Origin of the sequence: Mesorhizobium sp. WSM4312, from assembly GCF_002294875.1 — a bacterium.
GTDB lineage: Bacteria > Pseudomonadota > Alphaproteobacteria > Rhizobiales > Rhizobiaceae > Mesorhizobium.
This window is the reverse complement of sequence record NZ_NSFU01000002.1, coordinates 39,407-61,401: the sequence shown is the minus strand read 5'-3', so window position 1 is coordinate 61,401 and position 21,995 is coordinate 39,407. Positions and strand designations below refer to the sequence as shown.

Here is a 21,995-nt window from a genome sequence, read left to right as displayed (position 1 = left end):
GCGGGCTCCTGGCATCTTTTGTTTCGGGGGAAACGATGAGCGATTCATTTCGGGAAGTTACTTCCGTCTCGTGGTTCGGGCGGATCAAGCGCGCGGTCGGCGGGGTCATCTTCGGCCTGCTCTTGATCGTGCTGATGGTGATCGGGCTGTTCTGGAACGAGGGCCGCGCGGTGCAGACGGCGCGCTCACTGGCCGAAGGCGCCGGCGCCGTGGCGTCGATCAACGCCGACAGCGTCGATGCCGGTAATGACGGCAGGCTGGTGCATGTCAGCGGGCCGGTGACGGCCGATAGCGGCCTGTCGGATCCGGATTTCGGCATCGCCGCGCAAGGACTGCGGCTGTCGCGCAGCGTCGAGATGTACCAGTGGAAGGAAGAGTCCAGATCCGAAACCACCAAGAAGCTTGGCGGCGGCGAGGAGACGGAGACCACCTACAGCTATTCGAAAGTGTGGGACGACGGCCAGATCGATTCGTCGGACTTCAGGAAGCCGGACGGCCATCAGAATCCACCGATGGCGATCCACAGCCGCGCCTTCCAGATCCCTGAAGGCAAGCTCGTCGCCTTCGATCTTGACACGCCGGTGCTGGATCGCATCGACGGCGACAAGGCGTATTCACTGTCGGCCAATCAGTCGGGCGCGATAAAGGCCGCCTATACCGGCACGAAGCCGCTCAGCATCGTCGATGGCAAGATCTATCTCGGCAGCGACAACACGACCCCCGCATTGGGCGATTACCGCATCGGCTACGAACTTGCGCCGCTCGGCGTGGTCAGCATTGTGGCGCGGCAGGCCGGCAGCCGCTTGGAACCGTACCAGACGCAAGCGGGCGACGCGCTGCTGATGGTCGATACCGGCAATGTGCCGGCCGACAAGATGTTCGCCGAGGCGGTGAGCGCCAACACGCTGATCACCTGGCTGCTGCGCGCCGCCGGCCTTCTGCTGCTGACCATCGGCTTTGCCCTGTTCCTCGGCCCGATCGGCGTGATCCTCGACGTCATCCCGTTCCTCGGCAGCATGGCGCGGATGGGAACCGGCATCATCGCCTTCTTCCTGGCGATCCTGGCCGGCACGACGACGATCGCGATTGCGTGGTTCTGGTATCGGCCGGTTCTGGCGGCAGGCATACTGGCGGCGGGCGCCATCGCGGAAGCGGCGGTCTATTATCTGGGCCGCTCACGCAAGGCAGCCGCACCGATGGCCGCGCCGAGCGCCGGCGCCGCAACGTAGCTTGCAAAAAAGGCTGATATGCCGCCCGTTTTCTTTCTACCTGCGTTGTCCGCTCCGGGTTTGTGGGCGGGATTAGCGGTCCTCGAAACCGGTCAGCACGCCGACGGCGTTGATGCCGATCTCCTCGACGGCATAGCCGCCTTCCATGACGAACAGGGTCGGCAGGCCGAGCCTGGCGATGCGGCGACCGATCTTGGGATAGTCGGGGCTTGTCAGCTTGAACTGGCTGATCGGATCCTTCTCGAAAGTGTCGACGCCGAGCGAGACGATGACGATGTCGGGCGCGTAGGCGGTGAGCCTGGCGCAGGCATCCTCAAGCGAGGCGTTCCAGGCGTCCCAGCCGGTGCCGAACGGCATGGGGTAGTTGACGTTGAAGCCTTCGCCGGCGCCGGCGCCGCGTTCATCGGCATGGCCGAGGAAGAAGGGATACTCGACCATCGGATCGCCATGCAGGTTGAGGACCTGCACGTCGGCGCGGTCATAGAAGATTTCCTGCGTGCCGTTGCCATGGTGGTAGTCGACATCGAGGATGGAGATGCGTTTGGCGCCCTGGTCGAGGAACCACTGCGCGGCGACGGCGGCGTTGTTGATGTAGCAATAGCCGCCCATGAAGCCGGCGCCGGCATGGTGGCCTGGCGGACGGCAGAGCGCGAAGGCCGACCTCTCGCCGCCCTTGACCAGGCCGGCCGCGGTCAGCGCCACGTCATAGGACGATTTGATCGCGGCCCAGGTGCCTTCGACGAAGGTGGCGCCGGCATCGAAGGAATAGTAGCCGAGCAGCGCATCGACACGCTTTGGCGGCACGTCGCCGCGCAGGCCGCGTGTCGGCCAGGTGAAGGGCATGGCCGTGCCCTCATGACCGGAAGCCACCCATTGCGGCCAGACCGTCGGCAGGAAGTCGATATAGTCCGATTTGTGGATGCGCTTGGCGGCGGCAAGATCGTGCTCGAGCGGCAGGACGATCGGACCGAGCTTCTCGCTTTCGACCCTCGCCTTGATGAATTCGGCCCGCGAGGGTTTTTCAAAACCCGGCACGATGGCCGAGGTGACCAGTTCCATCTGGCCGGCATGGCCGGCATGAAGCGGCGAATAGACAGTCTTCATGAAATTCCTCTCGAAATGCGCAATCAGTCAAGGTTGAGATAGGGGCTCACCAGAGCCAGCCACATGGCTTCGACATCGTCCTCGATGAGGTTGTATGTCCTGCGATCTCTCTTCAGTCCGACCAGCCGGCAGGCGTGCCCGACCTCCATCATCACAAGCCCGAGCCGTTTGGCGATCTTGTCTTCGAGAGCAGGATTCACATGCCGCAGCCAGGCGGCGTAAAGCGCGATGATCTGCTCGTCATATTCGTCCTGGATGGGCCTGAGATCGGCGTTGCCTGAAATGGCCTCGATCACCGGCATCAGAGTGGCGTTTTCGAGATAGATACTGGACGTGTCGATGAAGAGCTTGCGCACTTCGCGCCGGAATTCGTCGCGGTTGGCGGGCCGGGGTGCCTTGATGCGCTTCTCGATCACGTCGGGAAAGGAGGACAGCCAGCGCCGAGCGAGGTCGAGAAGAATGGCTTCCTTGTTGGGAAAGTATTGATAGACCGAACCGACCGACAGGCCCGCGCGCTGCGCGATGGCGAGCGTCGTCGGCGTCCTGGTTCCTTGCTCCCGCGTCAGGATCAGCGCCGCGTCGAGAATGCGGTCGACCACCTTGCTCGATCGTTGCTGCCGAGGCTGCTTGCGCGGCTCGAGCGCTATCCTGATTTTGCGGTCGAGACTACGCTTCACTGCTCTATGCCCTCGTTCCCCGCTTGGTCTGAAGCCAGGCGCAGGGTGCTGTCCACAATACATTCTAAATTCCGCATGTTGACAAACGCGAATAATCAGTCGCATTCTTTATCCACGCTGTCCCTAGGGATAACAAGGGGAATTTCGAAGGCAGCGGACTGGCATCGTTTTTTGTTCCGTGGCGCCGCTCCGGTGGAGTTGGCAGGTCGTTGAGCGCAGGGCTGTCGGTCTCAGTCGGTCATCAAAAGCGCGGAGTCGCGATGTCTGTTACGGGTGCGGGTCACAATGCGGATCTGGTCGTCATCAATGGTCGTGTGCTGACCATGGACGGTGGCAATCCCGCAGCCGAGGCCGTAGCCGTCAAGGACGGCGCCATCATCGCCGTTGGCAGCCGCGCCGCCATCGAAGAACTCAAGGGAACGGGCACACAGGTGATCGACGCCAAGGGCGGTTCGGTCCTGCCCGGTTTCATCGAAGCCCATATGCATCTGTTCTCGGGAGGGGCCGAGCTCGCGCATCTTCAGCTTGGCGGGGTCCATGGCTTCGAGGCGCTGAAAAAGGCGATCTGCGACTACGCGTCGACCAAGCCCGACGCGAAAATGCTGGTCGGGCAGGGCGTCGACTACACCGTGCTCGGCGACGAGCGGGTGACGCGCCACCATCTCGATCAGATCCTGCCCGATCGCCCGTTCTGCATGGCCGCGCCCGATCACCACACGATGTGGGCCAACACCAAGGCGCTGGAGATGGCCGGCATCCTGCATGGCCGCGCGCTTGGTCCAGGCAATGAAATCGTCATGGGCGAGGATGGCCTGGCAGCCGGCGAATTGCGCGAGGGCGAGGCCTTCGGCCCGGTGCTCGATCTTGCCGGCGAGGGCCGGGTGCGGCTGGGGCTGGCGACCGGCGGCGAGCCGGATCCGATGCCGTCCGCCGCCGAACGCGCCGCCGACCGCGACATCATGCGGCGCGGCCTCGCCTGGTGTGCGCGTCACGGTATCACCTCCATCCAGAACATGGATGGCAATCTCTACCAGCTCGAACTGCTGGCCGAGATCGACGCCGAGGAAGGCTTGCCCTGCCGTGTGCAGATACCCTTCCACTACAAGAATTTCATGACGCTCGACATGCTCGACAAGGCATCCGTCATGGCCGAGCGCTACAACAGCGAGTGGCTGTCATCGGGCATGGTCAAGGTGTTCTATGACGGCGTGCTCGATTCCTGGACGGCTGTGATGATCGAGCCCTATGCCGACCGTCCGGACTGGGTGGGCGAGCCGCTGTTCACACCGCAGCAGTTCATCGATCTCGCCGTTGCCGTCGACAGGCGCGGACTGCAGATCGCGGTGCACTCGATCGGTGATGGCGCGGTGCGTGCGGTGCTCGACGGCTACGAGGCGGCGCAAAAGGCCAATGGCAAGCGCGACAGCCGTCACCGTGTCGAACACATCGAGGTCACCACCACGTCGGATGTGCCGCGCTTCGCCGAACTCGGCGCCATCGCCTCGATGCAGCCGCCGCATCCGCCCGGCGCCATGGATTTCCCGCTCGAACCGACCGTGTCGCGCATCGGCCCGGCCCGCTGGCCGCTGAGCTATGCCTGGCGGACGCTGAAGAATGCCGGCGCGCACGTCGTCTTCGCCTCGGATTGGCCGGTGTCGCCAATCGACCCGATCCTGGGCATTCAGGCGGCAGTGATGCGCAAACCATGGGCAGACAGCGACCCGGACCAGAGTTTCTCGCTGCAGGAATCGATCGCCGCCTACACGGTCGAGGGCGCCTATGCCGAATTCGCCGAACACCGCAAAGGCACGCTGAAATCAGGCTATATGGCCGACCTGGTGGTTCTGTCGGCGGATATCGAGAAGACGGCGCCGGCCGATCTGCACAAGCTGCGCCCGGTGACGACAATTTGCGGCGGCAAGATCACCTATCAGGCCTGACAATGGCATGAGGCTTGCTGGCTAAAGACGGACTGAACTGTGATTCAATGCCGGGCTTGCCAACCTACCGGGCGTGTGGTCACATCGAACAGGGGAACAGCTCCGCCAGCAAGAGCGGGGTCAACAGTGAGGCGTAATCGTGCCGGACAAACCGGATCGAAATGCGATTGAAGTAGTAAACGTCAGTAAAATTTTCGGATCGGGTGAGGGGCAGGTCGCTGCCCTCGACAAGGTGTCGGTATCCATTCGCGAGAACGAGTTCTTCACGCTGCTGGGACCGTCCGGCTGCGGCAAGACCACCCTTTTGCGGCTGATCGCCGGCTTCGACTTTCCAACCGCCGGAGAAATCCTGCTCTACGGCCAGGACATCGCGCCGCTGCCGCCCTTCAAGCGGCCGGTCAACACCGTCTTCCAGTCCTACGCGCTGTTCCCGCACATGACGGTTGCCGACAATATCGGCTTCGGCCTGGAGATGCTCGGCAAGCCCAAGGGCGAGATCAAGGCGCGCGTCGCCGAAATGCTCAAACTGGTCAAGATGGAGGCGCTTGCCGGTCGCCGCACGGCCCAGATTTCCGGTGGCCAGCAGCAGCGCGTGGCGCTGGCCAGGGCGCTGGCGCCACAGCCGAAAGTGCTGTTGCTCGACGAACCGCTCTCGGCACTCGACTACAAGCTGCGCAAGGAGATGCAGATCGAGTTGAAGCGGCTGCAGCACGAGACCGGCATCACCTTCATCTTCGTCACCCACGACCAGGAAGAAGCGTTGACCATGTCGGACCGCATCGCGGTGATGTCGTCGGGCAAGATCCTCCAGGTCGGCTCGCCCTGGGATATCTACGACAAGCCGGCGGAACGCTTCGTCGCCGACTTCATCGGCGAGACCAACTTCCTCACCGCCGCCATATCGGGCACCGGCAACGGCAAGGCCCGCGCGACGCTCAAATCCGGCACGACCATCGAGGCGACCGTCGCCGAAGGGTTCCAGCCGAAGGACAACGCCACCGTGGTGGTGCGGCCCGAGCATGCCAAGCTGACCAAGGACAAGGGAGACCTGTCGGGCACGGTCGAAAACATCGTCTATTTCGGCACCGACACGCATATCCACGTCCAGCTCGACGGCGGCGAGGCCTTCACCGTGCGCCAGCAGAACACGCGCAGCGCAGGCTGCGGTTTCGAGCGCGGCGACAAGGTCGGCATCCTGATCGGCAACGAGGCCGCGCAAGTGCTGAGGGACTGATGGCCGCCGCGGAAGAAGTCGCCAAGGCAGCGGAACGGCGTGATGTCCGTGACCGCTGGCTTTTGTCAGCGCCGGCGCTGCTGGTCATCCTGCTCGCCGCGACCGGCCCGTTGCTGATCGTGCTCATCTACTCGTTCCTGACGCCCGGCGCCTATGGCGACGTGAAATGGCAGTTTTCGCCCGACGCCTGGATATCGGTGTTCATGGAACGTGACATTTTCGACGACACGCTTTCGCTCGCGGCGGCGCATGTCACCATCTTCTGGCGCTCGATCAAGCTTGCGGTGGTGACGACGCTGGCCACTTTGGCGCTCGGTTTCCCGACCGCCTATTTCATGGCGACGCGCAGCGAGAAGACCAGGGATCTCTGGCTGTTCCTGATCACCATCCCGTTCTGGACCAACCTCCTGATCCGCACCTTCGCGGTGCTGCAGATCATCCGCAACGAAGGCATCATCAACACGATCCTGCTCAAGCTCGGCATCATCTCGGCGCCGATCCAGATCCTCTATACCGACACCGCGATCCTGATCGGCATGGCCTATGTCTACCTGCCGCTGATGGTGCTGCCGATCTACGCCAGCATGGAGAAGCTCGATTTCCGCCTGGTCGAGGCCGGCTATGATCTCTACGCGACGCGCTTCAAGGTGCTGCGGAAGATCATTTTCCCGCTCGTCAAACCCGGCGTCATTGCCGGCTCGATCCTGGTCTTCATTCCGGCACTCGGCGCCTATGTGACGCCGGTCGTGCTGGGCGGCGGCAAGAACATGATGCTGTCCAACCTGATCGAATTGCAGTTCGGACAAGGCCGCAACTGGCCGCTTGGCTCGGCGCTGTCGATCACGGTGATGGTCATCGTCATGCTGGCGTTGCTTGCCTATGTGCGCAACGCCGGCAAGTCAGGGGTGCGTCATGGCTAGCAACTTCTCCATCAAGCACCAGCCGGGCTTCACGACGATCGCGGCGACCTGTTTCGTCGTGCTCTATTTGCCGATCATCGTGCTGGTCCTCTACGCCTTCAACGCGGCGAGCTCGACATCCGAATGGGGTGGCTTTTCGCTGCGATGGTTCCAGTCGGCGTACCAGAACACGCAGGTCATCGACGCAACGCTGCGCTCGTTCCAGATCGGTGCCATCGCGGCGGTGCTGTCGACCATCTTCGCCACGATGGCGGCACTCGCCACCACGCGCACCGCCCCCTATCCCGGACTCACCTTCAAATATGCGGCAATCAACCAGCCGCTGATGGTGCCCGAGATCGTCACCGGCGTGGCGCTGCTGATCTTCTTCTCGCGCATCAAGATCTTCACCGGCTATTCCGGCCTCGGCTACCTGATCGCCGCGCATACGGCATTCTGCATCCCGTTCGCCTATCTGCCGATCCGGGCGCGGCTGGAGAATATGGATCTGACCCTCGAGCGCGCCGCGGCCGATCTCTACGCGACCCCGTGGAAGACCTTCCGCCGCATCACGCTGCCGCTTTTGTGGCCCGGTATCCTGGCCGGCCTGATGCTGGCCTTCGTCATCTCACTCGATGACGTCGTCATCACCGAGTTTGTCAAATCGGGAGGCCAGGACACGCTGCCCACTTACATGCTCGGCCAGATCCGCCGTGGCGTCACACCCGAGATCAACGCGATATCGACCGCTTTCCTGCTGCTTTCGGTCGCGATCGTCACGTTGTTTTTCTTCGTCAGCAGGAAACGAGACTGAACCTGAAAATGGGAGTTAGAACGATGAACTGGAAGACAACGGCGACCGCCATGGGGTTGGCGCTGCTCGCTTCGACGGGCCTGGCCCGCGCCGAGGGCGTGCTCAACATCTACAATTGGGGCAACTACACCAGCCCCGACGTGATCAAGAAGTTCGAAGACAAATACAAGATCAAGGTGACTATCACCGACTACGATTCCAACGACACTGCGCTCGCCAAGGTCCGGCAGGGCGGCACCGGTTTCGACATCGCCGTGCCGTCGCAGACCTACGTGCCGATCTGGATCAAGGAAGGGCTCCTGCTCGAGACCGATCCGGGCAAGATGGAGAATTTCAAGAACGTCGCCCCGGAATGGGCCAATCCCGAATTCGATCCGGGCCGCAAATATTCCGTGCCGTGGGCCTGGGGCACGATTGGGGTCGTCGTCAACACCGATGCCTACAAGGGTCCGGCCGATACGTGGGGCATCGTCTTCAACACGCCCGACGAGCTGAAGGGTAAGGTCAACGTCGTTCCCGAGATGGGCGACGTCATCTTCGCGGCGATCAAATATGTCGGCGGCCAGCAATGCACCGACGACAAGGCGGTGCTGAAGAAGGTGCGCGACCTGCTGGTAGCGGCCAAGCCGAACTGGATCGCGATGGAGTACAACACCATCGAGAAGATGGGTGCCGGCGACTTCAAGGCAACCAGCGACTGGAACGGCTCGGCGCTGCGCCAGCGTCTGGCCAATGCGGCCATCCATTACAACTATCCGAAGGAAGGCTTTGGCCTGTGGAGCGACAATGTCGTCGTCCTGAAGGAAGCCAAGAACGTCGAGAACGCCAAGCTGTTCCAGAACTTCATCATGGATCCGGAAAACGCGGCCGGCCTCTCGGCCTTCCACCGTTACGCCAACGCCATCACCGGCTCGGACAAATACATGCCGGCCGACATGAAGGACGCGCCGGAAGTCGTCATTCCGGCCGACGCCAAGCCGAAAGGCGAATTCCAGAAGATGTGCGCGCCGGAAACGCAGGAACTCTACACCAAGATCTGGACCGAACTGCAGAAGTAATCGCTGCATGCCAGACCCGGCGGCACACACCGCCGGGTCTTTTCTTTTCCGGGAATGCCTTTCATGGACTCCTATCGCAACAGCGATCCGCGGCCGCCGATCATGCGGGGCTCGCCGCCCGCCATGGTGCCGCCGAAGCTCGACTGGGACCGGCCGCCATGGAACCGCTGGGCGTTCCAGCACATCCGGGAAATCCTGCCGACCGCCGAAGTCTGGCGCGGCAACGGCCACCGCCATCGTCTCGAACGCGCCGAGGTCGATCTCGACGGACTTGCGGTCGAGGACAGCCAGGGCAGGCCCTCGACGCTCGCCGGGTTGCTCGACGAGACCTATACGGACGGCTTCCTGGTGCTCAAGCACGGCAGGCTCGCCTATGAGCGCTATTTCAACGGCATGGACGTGCGCACGCTGCATCTGTCGCAGTCGATGGCCAAGTCCATCACCGGCTCGGTGTTCGGCATATTGGCTGGGCGCGGCCTGATCGATCCGGCCAGGCCGGTCACGGATTACCTGCCTGAACTCGGCGCCACCGGCTGGGCCGGCGCCAGCGTTCAGCATGTGCTCGACATGACGACGGGCGTGCGTTTTTCCGAAGAATATACCGACCGCTATTCCGATATCGGCCAGGTCGATGTCGCCACCGGCTGGAAGCCGGCGCCGCCGGGCAGCGATCCGGACTTCCGCTGGCCCTCGCATATGTTCGAGCTGATCCTGGGCTTGAAGGACACGGTCCGGCCGCACGGCGCGGCGTTCGAATACCGCTCGATCGAGACCGACGTGCTTGCCTTCATCATGGAGCGGGTGACGGGCAAGCGGCTGGCGCAGCTGGTGTCGGAGGAACTCTGGCAAAAGCTCGGCGCCGACGAAAGCGCCTGCTTCACCGTCGACGGCGCCGGCTATGCGCTGGCCGACGGCGGCTTCAACGCGACACTGCGCGACTATGGCCGCTTCGGCCAGATGATCCTCAACAATGGCGGCGGCATCGTGCCGGCCGCCTGGATCGAGGCGACACGCAATGGCAGGCATGGCCCTGATTTCTCCCCCAGTCTGCCGCAGGGCAGCTACCGCAACCAGTTCTGGATCGAGAACCCCAGTTCGCGCGCGCTGATGTGCCGGGGCGTGTTCGGGCAGATGATCCATATCGACTGGAACACAGGAACGGTCGTGGTGAAGCTTTCGACCTGGCCGGATTTCAGCAATCTCGCCTACTCCACAGCGACGCTGAAGGCCGTGCACGCCATCGCCACCGCACTGCTCTAGCCCCCCACAAGAAACGACCTGGAAGGAAACGCCATGACCGGCAAGACCGCGTTCGAGATCTGCCACGGCTTCCGCCGCAACGAGGTGCTGCTTTCCAACTGGCGCGAAAGCCCGTTCAACCGATGGTCGTTCCAGAACCTTGGCGAACTGGTGCCCACGGCGCGCGTGGCCGCGGCATGGGCCGGTGCCGAGGCACCCGCGAAGGATTTCGGTGGTTTGCTCGGCGAAAAGGTTTCGGTGGCCAGCGCGCCGGAGACGGTCGCCGAATTCCTCATACGCTCCAGCACCGACGCGCTGACGGTGATGAAAGGGGGCAAGGTGATCGGCGACTGGTTCGCGCCGTACATGGAATTCGGCGCCCGCCACATCGTCTTCTCGATCAGCAAGTCGGTGACCGCGATCATAGCCGGCATATTGGAAGGCGAGGGGGTGTTCGATCCGGAAGCGCCGGTGACGACCTACATTCCGGAAGCCGCCGGCTCGGCCTATGGCGATGCGAGCACGCGGCATGTGCTCGACATGAGCGTCAGCCTCGATTTCGAAGAGGCCTATCTCGATCCGGAAAGCGCCTTTGCCCGCTATCGCCGCGCCACGCTGTGGAATCCGGGTGGCGGCACGGAAAGCCTGCGCGAATTCATCCTGACCCTGCAGCGGCTTGCCGAGCCGCATGGCCAGGTTTTTCGCTACCGTTCACCCAATTCCGACCTGCTCGGCCTGCTGCTGGAGCGCGCGTCCGGCCAGCGCTTCAGCGACCTGATGCGCGAAAAATTGTGGCTCCCGCTTGGCGCCGTCAGCGAAGCCTCGATCGGCGTCGACATGGAAGGCACGGCCCGCACCGCCGGCGGCATTTCGGTGACGCCGCGCGACCTGGCGCGCATTGGCGAGATGATGCGGCAAGGCGGCACCGCCAATGGCCGCCGCATCGCGCCGGAGGCCTGGGTGCGTGACACCGTCAGCACCGGCGGTAGTGCAGAAGCCTGGCAGCGTGGCACCATGCTGCCGCTGTTCCCGCAAGGCCGCTACCGCAACAAATGGTACCAGTCAGGCAAGCCAAACGGCGCCTATTGCGGCATCGGCATTCATGGCCAATGGCTCTATGTCGACCCGAAGGCGGAAGTGGTCATCGCCAAGATGTCGTCGCAGCCGGAGCCGGTCGACGATCCGCTTGACCTCGAAATCGTCGCCTTCTTCGAGGCGCTGACCCAACTGGTCTGACCGTCCGTCGCGGCCTCGTTGCCGCGTGCTTTCCTGTGGACCGCCCGCGACCGTTGAAAACGTCGCGGTTGGCGAGGCAGGTGTCTGCGCCTATGGTCGCCGCTCTTTTCGATGAGAGCAGGAACGACATGGCATCCGACATCAAGCGCATCGCAGCCATCATCGCGGCCGAGATCAAGGCGCGGCCCGAACAGGCGGCGGCGGCCATCGAATTGCTCGACGAGGGTGCGACCGTGCCGTTCGTGGCACGGTATCGCAAGGAGGTGACCGGCGGGCTGGACGACACGCAGCTGCGCGACCTTGCCGAGCGGCTCGCCTATCTGCGCGAGCTCGACGCCCGCCGCGACACCATCCTCGGTTCGATCCGCGAGCAGGGCAAGCTGACCGAGGAGCTGGAAACCAAGATCGCGGCGGCGGCCACAAAGGCAGAACTCGAAGACATCTATCTGCCCTACAAGCCGAAGCGCCGGACCAAGGCCGAGATCGCCCGCGAACGTGGGCTGGGACCGCTGGCCGAGGCCATCCTTGCCAACCGTTCGCTTGTGCCCGCCGAACTGGCGCTCGCCTATGTCACCGAGGAAGTGGCCGACGCCAAGGCAGCCCTTGAAGGCGCGCGCGACATCCTGTCGGAACAGTTCGCCGAGAATGCCGACCTGGTCGGCAAACTGCGCACCTACATGCAGGACCGCGCCTTCATGCGCGCCCGGGTGGTCGACGGCAAGCAGGAGGCCGGCGCCAAGTTCTCCGACTATTTCGACCATGTCGAGCGCTGGGCAACCGTGCCGAGCCATCGCGCGCTGGCCATGCTGCGCGGCCGCAACGAAGAGGTGCTGTCGCTCGACATCGAGGTCGATGCCGACGACGCGTCTCCGGTGAAACCGGTCGAACGGATGATTGCCAACGCCTATGCGATCGGCGCCAGCCTGCCCGGCGACCGCTGGCTGATGGAGGTCGCCGGCTGGACCTGGCGCATCAAGCTTTCGCTGCACCTGACGCTCGATCTGATGCGCGACCTGCGCGAGCGGGCCGAGGAAGAGGCGATCCATGTCTTCGCCCGCAACCTGAAGGATCTGCTGCTGGCCGCGCCGGCCGGATCTCGGCCGACGATGGGGCTCGATCCCGGCATCCGCACCGGCGTCAAGGTGGCCGTGGTCGACGGCACCGGCAAGCTGGTGGCGACGACGACGGTCTATCCCTTTCCGCCCAAGAACGATGTGCGCGGGACGCAGGCCGAACTCGCCAAGCTCATCCGCCTGCACAAGGTCGAGCTGATTTCGATCGGCAACGGCACCGGCAGCCGCGAGACGGAAAAGCTGGTGGCGGACATGCTGTCCGACATGCCTTCAGACGGCGGGCCGAAGCCGCTCAAGGTGATCGTCAGCGAAGCGGGCGCTTCGGTCTATTCGGCGTCGGCGACGGCGGCGGCCGAATTTCCCGGCCTCGACGTGTCGTTGCGCGGCGCGGTGTCGATCGCGCGGCGCCTGCAGGATCCGCTGGCCGAACTGGTCAAGATCGAACCCAAGTCGATCGGCGTCGGCCAATACCAGCACGATGTCGACCAGTACCGGCTCGGCCGCTCGCTGGAGGCGGTGGTCGAGGACGCGGTCAACGCCGTCGGCGTCGATCTCAACACCGCCTCGGCGCCATTGCTGGCGCGGGTTTCGGGCCTCGGCGCATCGCTCGCCGACGCCATCGTCGCGCATCGCGATGCGACCGGCCCCTTCGCCAGCCGGAAAGATCTCCTCAAGGTGCCACGGCTTGGACCTCGCGCGTTCGAACAATCCGCGGGCTTCCTGCGCATCGCCAATGGCAGCGAGCCGCTCGACGCCTCGTCGGTGCATCCGGAAGCCTATGGCGTGGCCAAGAAGATCGTCGCCGCCTGCGGCCGCGATGTCCGCTCGCTGATGGGCGACAGTGCCGCGCTCAAGGCGCTCGATCCACGCGTCTTCGTCGACGAGCGTTTCGGCCTGCCGACGGTGCGCGACATCCTGGCGGAGCTGGAAAAGCCCGGCCGCGACCCGCGCCCCGGCTTCAAGACGGCGACCTTCGCCGACGGCGTCGATGACATCAAGGACCTCAAACCCGGCATGCTGCTGGAAGGCACCGTGACCAATGTCGCGGCCTTCGGCGCCTTCGTCGATATCGGTGTCCATCAGGACGGGCTGGTGCACGTCTCGCAACTGGCCGACCGCTTCATCAAGGACGCGCATGAAGTGGTCAAGGCCGGCGATGTGGTGAAGGTGCGCGTCGTCGACGTCGATATCAAGCGCAAGCGCATTGCGCTCTCCATGCGCAAGGATGGCGGCGAGGGTGGTGCGCCGCGTGGTGGGCCGCGCGACAATGGCGGCGGCAGGCCGGCGCCGCGCTCGCCGGCGCCGCAACGCCAGCCGGAACGGCCGGCCCAGCAAGGGGCCTTCGGTGCGGCACTGGCGGATGCGCTGAAGCGGAAGTAGCTACCACGCCAGAACAGCCGGCTCCTTTTCGAGTTGGCCGAGCAGCCAGTCGCGAAAGCTGGCGACGGGGGGATGGTCGCGCTTGTCGTGCGGGACGACGAGGTAATAGGCGCTGCGGCTTTGCATGGGCTGGCCGGGCGCCGGCACCAACTGGCCGCGCTGCAATTCGCCCGCGATGAGGAGCAGCGGCAACAGCGCGACGCCAAGTCCCGCCATGCACGCCTGGGCGGCCGTGCCGAACTGCTCGAACTGCATGCCGGGTCCGGCCGGCGCGCTCAGGCCCTGATGCTCGAACCATTCGGTCCAGGCGTCGGGGCGCGTCGCCATGTGCAGCAGCGGCAGGCGGCCGATATCGGCCGGCGTGGCGATGGCGCGGCCGGCGAGGAATTCCGGCGACGCCACCGGCGCCACGGTTTCGCGCACCAGCAGCGTCGAATCGGCCTCCGGCCAATCCGGCAGGCCGTAATGGATGGCGGCGTCCAGCCTCTCCCTGGCGAAGTCGAAGCGGCCGACGCGGGTGACGAAGTTGATGGTGATGTCGGGATTGTTCGCGACGAAATCGGGGATCATCGGCATCAGCCAACGCGTGCCGAAGGTCGGCAAAATGGCGAGGTTCAGGATGCCGCTATGCCGATTGCTCATCAGTCCAAGGGCCGCGTCGCGCAACTGGCCGAGTGCTGAACGCACCGCTTCAGCGTAGATTTCCCCTGCCGTCGACAGCCGGACATTGCGGCTGTCGCGCTCGAACAAGCGGCGCCCGAACTGGTCTTCGAGCAGCCTGATCTGCCGGCTGACCGCCCCCTGGGTCAGGTCCAGCTCCTGGGCAGCGGCGGTAAACGACCCAAGCCGGGCCACTGCCTCGAAGGCGGCGAGGGCGCTGATGTTGGGCAGAAGGCGGCGCTGGACACTCATGATCCATTCCTAACGCTCATTGATCCGTGAAGCAATTTCGTTTGATTTTTTAAGACCACGGGCCGATAAGCCGGGCTTCACCTGTTTGAGGATCGACAAGCCATGGCCGCCGACAAGAATGCATTCGTCTGGGAAGACCCGTTCCTGATCGAGGACCAGCTTTCGGAAGAAGAGCGCATGGTGCGCGACGGCGCGGCGGCCTTCGCCGCCGACAAGCTCGCGCCGCGCATCGAGGATGCCTATCTCAATGAAAAGACGGATGCCGGCATCTTTCGCGAGATGGGCGAGGCCGGGCTGCTCGGCATTACCATCCCGGAAGAGTATGGCGGCCTCGGCGCCAATTATGTGACCTACGGGCTGGTCGCGCGGGAGGTCGAACGCGTCGATTCCGGCTACCGCTCGATGATGTCGGTGCAGTCGTCGCTGGTGATGTATCCGATCCACGCCTATGGCTCGGAAGGGCAGCGCAAGAAGTACTTGCCCAAGCTTGCCAGCGGTGAGTGGATCGGCTGCTTCGGCCTGACCGAGCCGGATGCCGGCTCGGACCCGGGCGGCATGAAGACGCGCGCCGAGAAGACCGCGAACGGCTACAAGCTCTCCGGTTCCAAAATGTGGATCTCCAATGCACCGATCGCAGACGTCTTCGTCGTCTGGGCCAAGCTGAAGGGCGAGACCGGCAAGGACGAGATCCGCGGCTTCGTGCTGGAAAAGGGCATGAAGGGGCTGTCGGCGCCTAAGATCGGTGGCAAGCTGTCGCTGCGCGCGTCGATCACCGGTGAAGTGGTGATGGAAGGCGTCGAGGTCGGCGAGGACGCGCTGCTGCCCAACGCCAAGGGCCTTGGCGGCCCGTTCGGCTGTCTCAATCGGGCTCGCTACGGCATCTCCTGGGGCTCGATGGGAGCGGCGGAAGATTGCTGGCACCGCGCACGCCAGTACGGTCTCGACCGCAAGCAGTTCGGCAAGCCGCTGGCCGGCACGCAGCTTTACCAGAAGAAGCTCGCCGACATGCAGACCGAGATCGCGCTTGGGCTGCAGGCATCCTTGCGCGTCGGGCGGCTGCTCGATGCAGGCAAGATGGCGCCGGAGATGATCTCGATCGTCAAGCGCAACAACTGCGGCAAGGCGCTCGACATCGCCCGCCAGGCCCGCGACATGCATGGCGGCAACGGCATCCAGATCGGCTACCACGTCATGCGCCACGCGCAGAATTTGGAGACGGTCAACACCTATGAGGGCACGCATGACGTGCACGCGCTGATCCTGGGACGGGCGCAGACCGGGATCCAGGCTTTCTTCTAAGCCGTGCCTTAAGCCGACTTCGCTGCTTAAATTAGGTGCACCGCAACATCTGTGCTTGGAGAATGGCCAGCAGATGTGTCAGGGTTCGGCGAATTCGTTTGAAACGCCGATCTCCGGGGCCCCATGGCAATTCTGGCAGCCGTCTACCATCTGACCCATTACAAATACGACCGGCCGGTGGTTCTCGGGCCTCAAATCGTCAGGCTGCAGCCGGCGCCGCATTCCCGGACAAAGGTGTTGAGCCATTCGCTCAAGGTCGAGCCGGCGAACCATTTCGTCAATTTGCAGCAGGATCCCTACGGCAACTTCCTTGCCCGCTTCGTCTTTCCCGAGCCGGTGACGGAACTGAAGATCGAGGTCGACCTCGTCGCCGACATGACGGTCTACAATCCGTTCGATTTCTTCGTCGAGCCGTCGGCCGAGACATTCCCGTTCGAATATCCAGAAGAGATCAGGGACGATCTCGCCATCTACCGGACACCTGAGCCGGCCGGACCGCTGCTGTCGGCCTTCCTGAGAACCATCGACACCAGCGCGAAAAACACCGTCAATTTCCTCGTCGACCTGAATGCGCGGCTGCAGCGCGAGATCGCCTATATCGTGCGCATGGAGACCGGCGTGTTCTCGCCGGAGGAGACGCTGGCCGCCGGCAAGGGCTCGTGCCGGGATTCGAGCTGGCTCTTGGTGCAGATCCTGCGCAATCTCGGCATCGCCGCGCGTTTCGTCTCGGGCTATCTGATCCAGCTGAAGCCTGATCTCGTCGCGCTGGACGGGCCGGCCGGCACATCGGTCGATTTCACCGATCTGCATGCCTGGTGCGAGGTCTATCTTCCCGGCGCCGGCTGGATCGGCTTCGACCCGACCTCGGGTCTCCTCACCGGCGAGAGCCATGTGCCGCTTGCCGCCACGCCGCATTTCCGCAATGCCGCGCCGATTTCCGGCATGGCGAGCTTTGCCAATGTCGAGTTCGGCTTCGACATGCGGGTCGACCGCATCGCCGAGCATCCGCGCATCACCAAGCCGTTCTCCGACGAAAGCTGGCAGGCGCTCGATGCGCTCGGCAACAAGGTCGATGCGACACTTGCGGCCGGCGACGTGCGGCTGACGATGGGCGGCGAGCCGACCTTCGTGTCGATCGACGATTTCGAGTCCGCCGAATGGAACACCGCCGCCGTCGGTCCGACCAAGCGCGAAAAGGCCGATGCGCTGATCCGCAGGCTGCGCGAGCGCTTCGCACCGGGCGGCTTCCTCCACTACGGCCAGGGCAAATGGTATCCGGGCGAGAGCCTGCCGCGCTGGACCTTCTCGCTCTACTGGCGTGCCGACGGCCAGCCGGTGTGGAGCGATCCGTCGCTGATCGCGCGGGAGAAAAGCGAAGCCAAGGTTGGCCCGCAGCAGGCCGAAAGCCTGCTGACGGCGATCGCCGGCGAGCTCGGCATCGACAAGGCCATGGTCAGCGAAGCCTATGAGGATCCGGCCGAATGGCTGCTCAAGGAAGGCAAGCTGCCGGAAAATGTCGATCCGTCCAATTCGAAGCTCGAGGATCCGGAAGAGCGCAGCCGCATGGCAAGAGTGTTCGAGCGCGGGCTGACCAAACCGTCGGGCTATGTGTTGCCCGTGCAGCGCTGGAACAGCCAGGCTTCGGGACCGCGCTGGCGTTCGGAAAAATGGAAGACACGGCGCGGCCGGCTGTTCCTGGTGCCGGGCGACTCGCCGGTCGGCTACCGCTTGCCCTTGGGAACGCTGCCCTACGTGCCGCCGGCACAATTCCCCTACATCGTGCCGGTCGATCCGTCGCTGCCGCGCGGCCCGCTGCCGGCCCGCGAAGCGATCCTGCCCACCGCGGCGCCGGCCGAGCTTGAAGGCGCCGACGAGATGGCGCGCCGCCAGCAGGCGGCGTCGTTCACCGCCGCGACCGGTCAGCAGGACCGGGTCGAACAGGAGATCACCGAGATCGGCGGCGCGGTGCGCACCGCACTCTCCGTCGAGCCCCGCGACGGAAGGCTGTGCGTATTCATGCCGCCGGTCGAGGCGCTGGAAGACTATCTCGAACTGGTCGCCGCCGCCGAGAATGCGGCGCGTGCCATCGGTCTTCCCGTGCATATCGAGGGTTACGGGCCGCCGCATGACCCGCGTCTCAACGTCATCCGTGTGGCGCCGGACCCCGGCGTCATCGAGGTCAACATCCATCCGGCTTCCAACTGGCAGGACTGCGTGGCGACGACCACGGCGATCTATGAGGAAGCGCGACTGACGCGGCTTGGCGCCGACAAGTTCATGATTGACGGCCGCCACACCGGCACAGGCGGCGGCAACCATGTCGTGGTCGGCGGTGCGACGCCCAATGACAGCCCGTTCCTGCGCCGGCCCGATCTGTTGAAGAGCCTGGTGCTGCAATGGCAGCGGCATCCGTCGCTGTCCTATCTGTTCTCCGGCCTGTTCATCGGCCCGACCAGCCAGGCGCCGCGCTTCGACGAGGCGCGTCACGATTCGCTTTACGAACTCGAAATCGCCATGGCGCAGGTACCGCATCCGGACCAGGGCGCGGCACCCTTGCCGTGGCTGGTCGACCGGCTGTTCCGCAATTTGTTGACCGACGTCACCGGCAACACGCACCGCTCTGAAATCTGCATCGACAAGCTGTTCTCGCCGGATGGCCCGACAGGACGGCTGGGACTGGTCGAATTCCGCGGCTTCGAGATGCCGCCCAATGCGCGCATGAGCCTAGCGCAGCAACTGCTTGTCAGGGCGATCATTGCCCGTGCGTGGAAGAACCCGCTCGACGGCCGCTTCGTACGCTGGGGCACTTCCCTGCACGACCGTTTCATGCTGCCGCATCAGGTCTGGGCGGATTTCCTCGACGTGCTGGACGACCTCAAGCTCAATGGCTTCGAGTTCCGTCCCGAATGGTTCGATGCGCAGCTCGAATTCCGCTTCCCGTTCTGCGGCGAGGTTCAGCATGCCGGCATCAAGCTGGAGCTGCGGCAGGCGCTGGAGCCATGGCATGTCATGGGCGAACAGGGCGCGATCGGAGGCACCGTGCGCTTCGTCGATTCCTCGGTCGAGCGGTTGCAGGTCAAGACCGAAGGCCTCAATCCGGAACGCCATGCCATCGTCTGCAACGGCCGCATCGTGCCGATGAAGGTGACCGATAACCGCGAGGTCGCGGTGGCCGGCGTGCGCTTCAAGGCCTGGCAGCCGGCTTCGGGCCTGCATCCGGCGCTGCCGGTCAATACGCCGCTGGTGTTCGACATCTATGACCGCTGGTCAGGAAGGGCGGTCGGCGGCTGCGTCTACCATGTCGCGCATCCCGGCGGCCGCAATTACGACACCTTCCCGGTCAACGGCAACGAGGCGGAAGCGCGGCGGCTCGCCCGCTTCGAACCGCGCGGCCATACACCATCGGCCTATGTGCTGCGCGAGGAACAACCGGCGGAAGATTTCCCGATGACCCTTGACCTCAGGCGACCGGCAAGACTCTGATCAGCGATGGCAAAGGGGAATCACAAAAGGATACGCGGCAAGCCGCAGATCCATAGCCTGCTGGAGCACTACCAGCCCATCGACGGCGTCGTCGACGAGATGGTCGACGCCGCAGGCAATCCCCGTCCGGTCTGGAAGCATTTCATCGAGGCGCTCGACGATCTCGGCGCCGAGAAGCTCGGCCAGCGTTTTGCCCGCGCCGACCAGTATCTGCGCGATGCCGGCGTCTACTACCGCGTGTATGACAAGGCCGGCGCCAATGAGCGCGAATGGCCGCTGGCGCATGTACCGCTGCTCATCGAAGACAGCGAATGGGCCGCGATCAGCGCCGGTCTCGTGCAGCGGGCCGAACTGTTCGAGGAAACCATCGCCGATATCTATGGGCGCAACCGGCTGATCGAAAAAGGCATCCTGCCAGCGGGATTGATCGCGGCCAGCCCCGAATATTTGCGGCCTGTCGTGGGTACCACGCCGGCCGGCGGCCATTACCTGCATATCTGTGCCTTCGAGCTTGGCCGTGGGCCTGACGGCCAGTGGTGGGTGCTGGGCGACCGTACGCAGGCGCCGTCGGGCGCAGGCTTCGCCCTGGAGAACCGCGTCGCCACGACGCGCGCGCTGTCCGACATCTATGGCGAGATGCATGTGCATCGGCTCGCCGGCTTCTTTCGTCGTTTCCGCGATGCGCTGATCGGCATGGCCAGGGAAAGCGATGGCCGCGTCGCCATTTTGACGCCGGGGCCACTCAACGAAACCTACTATGAACACGCCTATATCGCCCGCTATCTCGGCATCATGCTGCTCGAAGGCGAGGACCTGACCGTTTCCGGCGGCAGGCTGATGGTGCGCACCGTTTCCGGCCTGATGCCGATCAGCGTGTTGTGGCGGCGTCTCGACGCGGCTTTTGCCGATCCGCTCGAATTGCGGTCGGATTCGCAGATCGGCACGCCGGGGCTGGTCGAGGCGATCCGCCAGGGGGCGGTAGCCACAGTCAATGCGCTGGGTTCAGGCCTGATGGAAACGCGGGCGCTGCTCGCCTTCCTGCCCAAGATCGCGCGCGAATTGCGTGGCGAGGAGCTGCTCTTGCCGAGCGTCGCGACATGGTGGTGCGGGCAGGCGACCGAACGCGCCCATGTGCTTGCAAATATCGACCGCATGGTGGTCGGCCCGGCGCTGTCGACGAGACTTGCCTTCGAGGATGATGGCCAGACCACGCTCGGTTCGGCGCTGTCGGCAGGCGAACGGGCCGAGCTGGTGGCGCGCATCGAACGCGATGGCGGCGCCTTCGTCGGCCAGGAAGCCGTGACGCTGTCGACGACACCGGTCTTTGTCGGCGGCTGGCTGGAGCCGCGGCCGGCGAGCCTGCGCGTCTACCTGGCGCGCACGCCCGATGGCTGGACGGTGATGCCGGGCGGGTTCGCCCGTGTCGGCCTGTCGCTCGACCCGACGGCGATCGCCATGCAGCGCGGCGGCCAGGCGGCCGACGTCTGGGTGGTCAGCGACAGGCCCGTCGAGCGCGAGACGCTGCTGCCGCAGGAGGGTGACAGCTTCACGCGCACCAGGCCGGGCAGCCTGCCGAGCCGCGCTGCGGAAAACCTGACCTGGCTCGGCCGTTATATCGAGCGCTCGGAAGACACGGTGCGCATCCTGCGCGCCTACCATGTGCGGCTGGCCGAGACATCCGATCCGGACATGCCGCTGCTGGCCGACATCAGGGACTATCTCGAACCGTTCGGCATCGACGTCGAGACGGCGATCCCGTCGGGGCTGATCGGCACGCTCGACAGCGCGGTCTACAGCGCGGGCCAGATCCGCGACCGCTTCTCACCCGACGGCTGGCTGGCGCTCAAGGACCTGTCGAAGACCATCCACCAGTTCGCGACGACGGTGGCGCCGGGCGATGACGCGACGCGGGCCATGACGGTGATCCTGCGCAAGCTCGCCGGTTTTTCCGGCCTGCTGCATGAGAACATGTACCGTTTCGCCGGCTGGCGGTTCCTTGAGATCGGCCGGCGGCTGGAACGCGGCATCCAGATTGCCCGGACGCTGTCCCGGCTGACCGACCCCAAGGCGCCGGACGGCGCGCTCGACATGATGCTGGAGATCGGCGACAGCGTCATGACCCATCGCCGGCAATATCCGGTGCAGGCCGGCCGGCGCACGGTGATCGATCTTCTGGCGCTCGACCCGCTCAATCCTCGCTCGATCCTGTTCCAGTTGGAAAGGCTGAAGGCCGAGATCGGCCTGTTGCCGTCGGTCGGCGGCGAGGGGCACATGTCGACGGCGGCGAAGGAGATCCTGCAGCTCAACACGGCCATAGCCATCAAGGAGCCTTCGGATATGACGGCAAAGGCGCTGGACGAACTCGCCTATGAAATCGGCGGTCTCTACAACAGCCTCGCCAAAGCCTATTTCGGCTAG

Annotated in this window: 15 protein-coding genes; 12 read left to right on the top strand and 3 right to left on the bottom strand. The window is 64.4% G+C overall.

Annotated features, from left to right (window positions below; translation table 11 throughout):
* Positions 1-35: 35 nt before the first annotated feature.
* Entirely contained in the window at positions 36-1,229 is a 1,194-nt protein-coding gene (locus tag CK228_RS03560; RefSeq protein WP_179295799.1) for a TMEM43 family protein, read from the top strand.
* Between the two features lie 72 nt (positions 1,230-1,301).
* On the opposite strand, the gene CK228_RS03555 is transcribed toward CK228_RS03560, so the two are convergent.
* Positions 1,302-2,333: a histone deacetylase family protein gene (locus tag CK228_RS03555; RefSeq protein ID WP_095772677.1), complete on the bottom strand. Its 1,032-nt coding sequence runs from the start codon at positions 2,331-2,333 to the stop codon at positions 1,302-1,304.
* Between the two features lie 23 nt (positions 2,334-2,356).
* Positions 2,357-3,010 (bottom strand): TetR/AcrR family transcriptional regulator, encoded by a 654-nt coding sequence (locus CK228_RS03550; RefSeq protein ID WP_095772678.1) that lies wholly within the window; start codon positions 3,008-3,010, stop codon positions 2,357-2,359.
* Between the two features lie 260 nt (positions 3,011-3,270).
* Here CK228_RS03550 and CK228_RS03545 point away from each other — a divergent pair, with 260 nt between their 5' ends.
* The 8 genes from CK228_RS03545 to CK228_RS03510 all read left to right on the top strand — a co-directional run bounded on the left by CK228_RS03545 (position 3,271) and on the right by CK228_RS03510 (position 13,883).
* A complete protein-coding gene (locus CK228_RS03545) occupies positions 3,271-4,950 on the top strand; it encodes an amidohydrolase (protein ID WP_095786938.1) in 1,680 nt (559 codons plus the stop codon).
* 139 nt (positions 4,951-5,089) lie between these two features.
* Complete coding sequence (locus CK228_RS03540; RefSeq protein ID WP_095786937.1) at positions 5,090-6,184, top strand: ABC transporter ATP-binding protein; 1,095 nt, start codon at positions 5,090-5,092, stop codon at positions 6,182-6,184.
* On the top strand, positions 6,184-7,104 hold the full coding sequence (locus CK228_RS03535; RefSeq protein WP_095786936.1) for an ABC transporter permease: 921 nt from the start codon (positions 6,184-6,186) through the stop codon (positions 7,102-7,104). The genes CK228_RS03540 and CK228_RS03535 overlap by 1 nt, the downstream gene beginning before the upstream one ends.
* Positions 7,097-7,897: an ABC transporter permease gene (locus tag CK228_RS03530; protein ID WP_095772682.1), complete on the top strand. Its 801-nt coding sequence runs from the start codon at positions 7,097-7,099 to the stop codon at positions 7,895-7,897. The genes CK228_RS03535 and CK228_RS03530 overlap by 8 nt, the downstream gene beginning before the upstream one ends.
* Positions 7,898-7,920: 23 nt before the next feature.
* Positions 7,921-8,955 (top strand): extracellular solute-binding protein, encoded by a 1,035-nt coding sequence (locus CK228_RS03525; protein ID WP_095772683.1) that lies wholly within the window; start codon positions 7,921-7,923, stop codon positions 8,953-8,955.
* 63 nt (positions 8,956-9,018) lie between these two features.
* Positions 9,019-10,215 (top strand): serine hydrolase, encoded by a 1,197-nt coding sequence (locus tag CK228_RS03520; protein WP_095786935.1) that lies wholly within the window; start codon positions 9,019-9,021, stop codon positions 10,213-10,215.
* A gap of 33 nt (positions 10,216-10,248) precedes the next feature.
* Positions 10,249-11,430, top strand: coding sequence for a serine hydrolase (locus tag CK228_RS03515; RefSeq protein WP_095786934.1), 1,182 nt, complete (start codon positions 10,249-10,251; stop codon positions 11,428-11,430).
* A 128-nt stretch (positions 11,431-11,558) separates the two neighbouring features.
* Positions 11,559-13,883, top strand: a complete 2,325-nt coding sequence (locus tag CK228_RS03510) for a Tex family protein (protein ID WP_095787123.1) — start codon at positions 11,559-11,561, stop codon at positions 13,881-13,883.
* Here CK228_RS03510 and CK228_RS03505 read toward each other — a convergent pair whose 3' ends face one another.
* Positions 13,884-14,795, bottom strand: coding sequence for a LysR family transcriptional regulator (locus tag CK228_RS03505; RefSeq protein WP_095772685.1), 912 nt, complete (start codon positions 14,793-14,795; stop codon positions 13,884-13,886).
* Positions 14,796-14,897: 102 nt separating this feature from the next.
* On the opposite strand from CK228_RS03505, the gene CK228_RS03500 reads away from it, so the two are divergent.
* The 3 genes from CK228_RS03500 to CK228_RS03490 all read left to right on the top strand — a co-directional run bounded on the left by CK228_RS03500 (position 14,898) and on the right by CK228_RS03490 (position 21,995).
* Positions 14,898-16,094 (top strand): acyl-CoA dehydrogenase, encoded by a 1,197-nt coding sequence (locus CK228_RS03500; RefSeq protein WP_095786933.1) that lies wholly within the window; start codon positions 14,898-14,900, stop codon positions 16,092-16,094.
* 123 nt (positions 16,095-16,217) lie between these two features.
* Complete coding sequence (locus CK228_RS03495; protein ID WP_095786932.1) at positions 16,218-19,577, top strand: transglutaminase family protein; 3,360 nt, start codon at positions 16,218-16,220, stop codon at positions 19,575-19,577.
* Between the two features lie 6 nt (positions 19,578-19,583).
* Positions 19,584-21,995: a circularly permuted type 2 ATP-grasp protein gene (locus tag CK228_RS03490; RefSeq protein WP_095772688.1), complete on the top strand. Its 2,412-nt coding sequence runs from the start codon at positions 19,584-19,586 to the stop codon at positions 21,993-21,995.

Coding starts and splice junctions, on each gene's coding strand:
- CK228_RS03490 (WP_095772688.1), top strand. CDS start 19,584: ATGGCAAAGGGGAATCACAAAAGGATACGCGGCAAGCCGCAGATCCAT.
- CK228_RS03510 (WP_095787123.1), top strand. CDS start 11,559: ATGGCATCCGACATCAAGCGCATCGCAGCCATCATCGCGGCCGAGATC.
- CK228_RS03495 (WP_095786932.1), top strand. CDS start 16,218: ATGGCAATTCTGGCAGCCGTCTACCATCTGACCCATTACAAATACGAC.
- CK228_RS03560 (WP_179295799.1), top strand. CDS start 36: ATGAGCGATTCATTTCGGGAAGTTACTTCCGTCTCGTGGTTCGGGCGG.
- CK228_RS03555 (WP_095772677.1), bottom strand. CDS start 2,333: ATGAAGACTGTCTATTCGCCGCTTCATGCCGGCCATGCCGGCCAGATG.
- CK228_RS03535 (WP_095786936.1), top strand. CDS start 6,184: ATGGCCGCCGCGGAAGAAGTCGCCAAGGCAGCGGAACGGCGTGATGTC.
- CK228_RS03520 (WP_095786935.1), top strand. CDS start 9,019: ATGGACTCCTATCGCAACAGCGATCCGCGGCCGCCGATCATGCGGGGC.
- CK228_RS03530 (WP_095772682.1), top strand. CDS start 7,097: ATGGCTAGCAACTTCTCCATCAAGCACCAGCCGGGCTTCACGACGATC.
- CK228_RS03525 (WP_095772683.1), top strand. CDS start 7,921: ATGAACTGGAAGACAACGGCGACCGCCATGGGGTTGGCGCTGCTCGCT.
- CK228_RS03545 (WP_095786938.1), top strand. CDS start 3,271: ATGTCTGTTACGGGTGCGGGTCACAATGCGGATCTGGTCGTCATCAAT.
- CK228_RS03515 (WP_095786934.1), top strand. CDS start 10,249: ATGACCGGCAAGACCGCGTTCGAGATCTGCCACGGCTTCCGCCGCAAC.
- CK228_RS03505 (WP_095772685.1), bottom strand. CDS start 14,795: ATGAGTGTCCAGCGCCGCCTTCTGCCCAACATCAGCGCCCTCGCCGCC.
- CK228_RS03500 (WP_095786933.1), top strand. CDS start 14,898: ATGGCCGCCGACAAGAATGCATTCGTCTGGGAAGACCCGTTCCTGATC.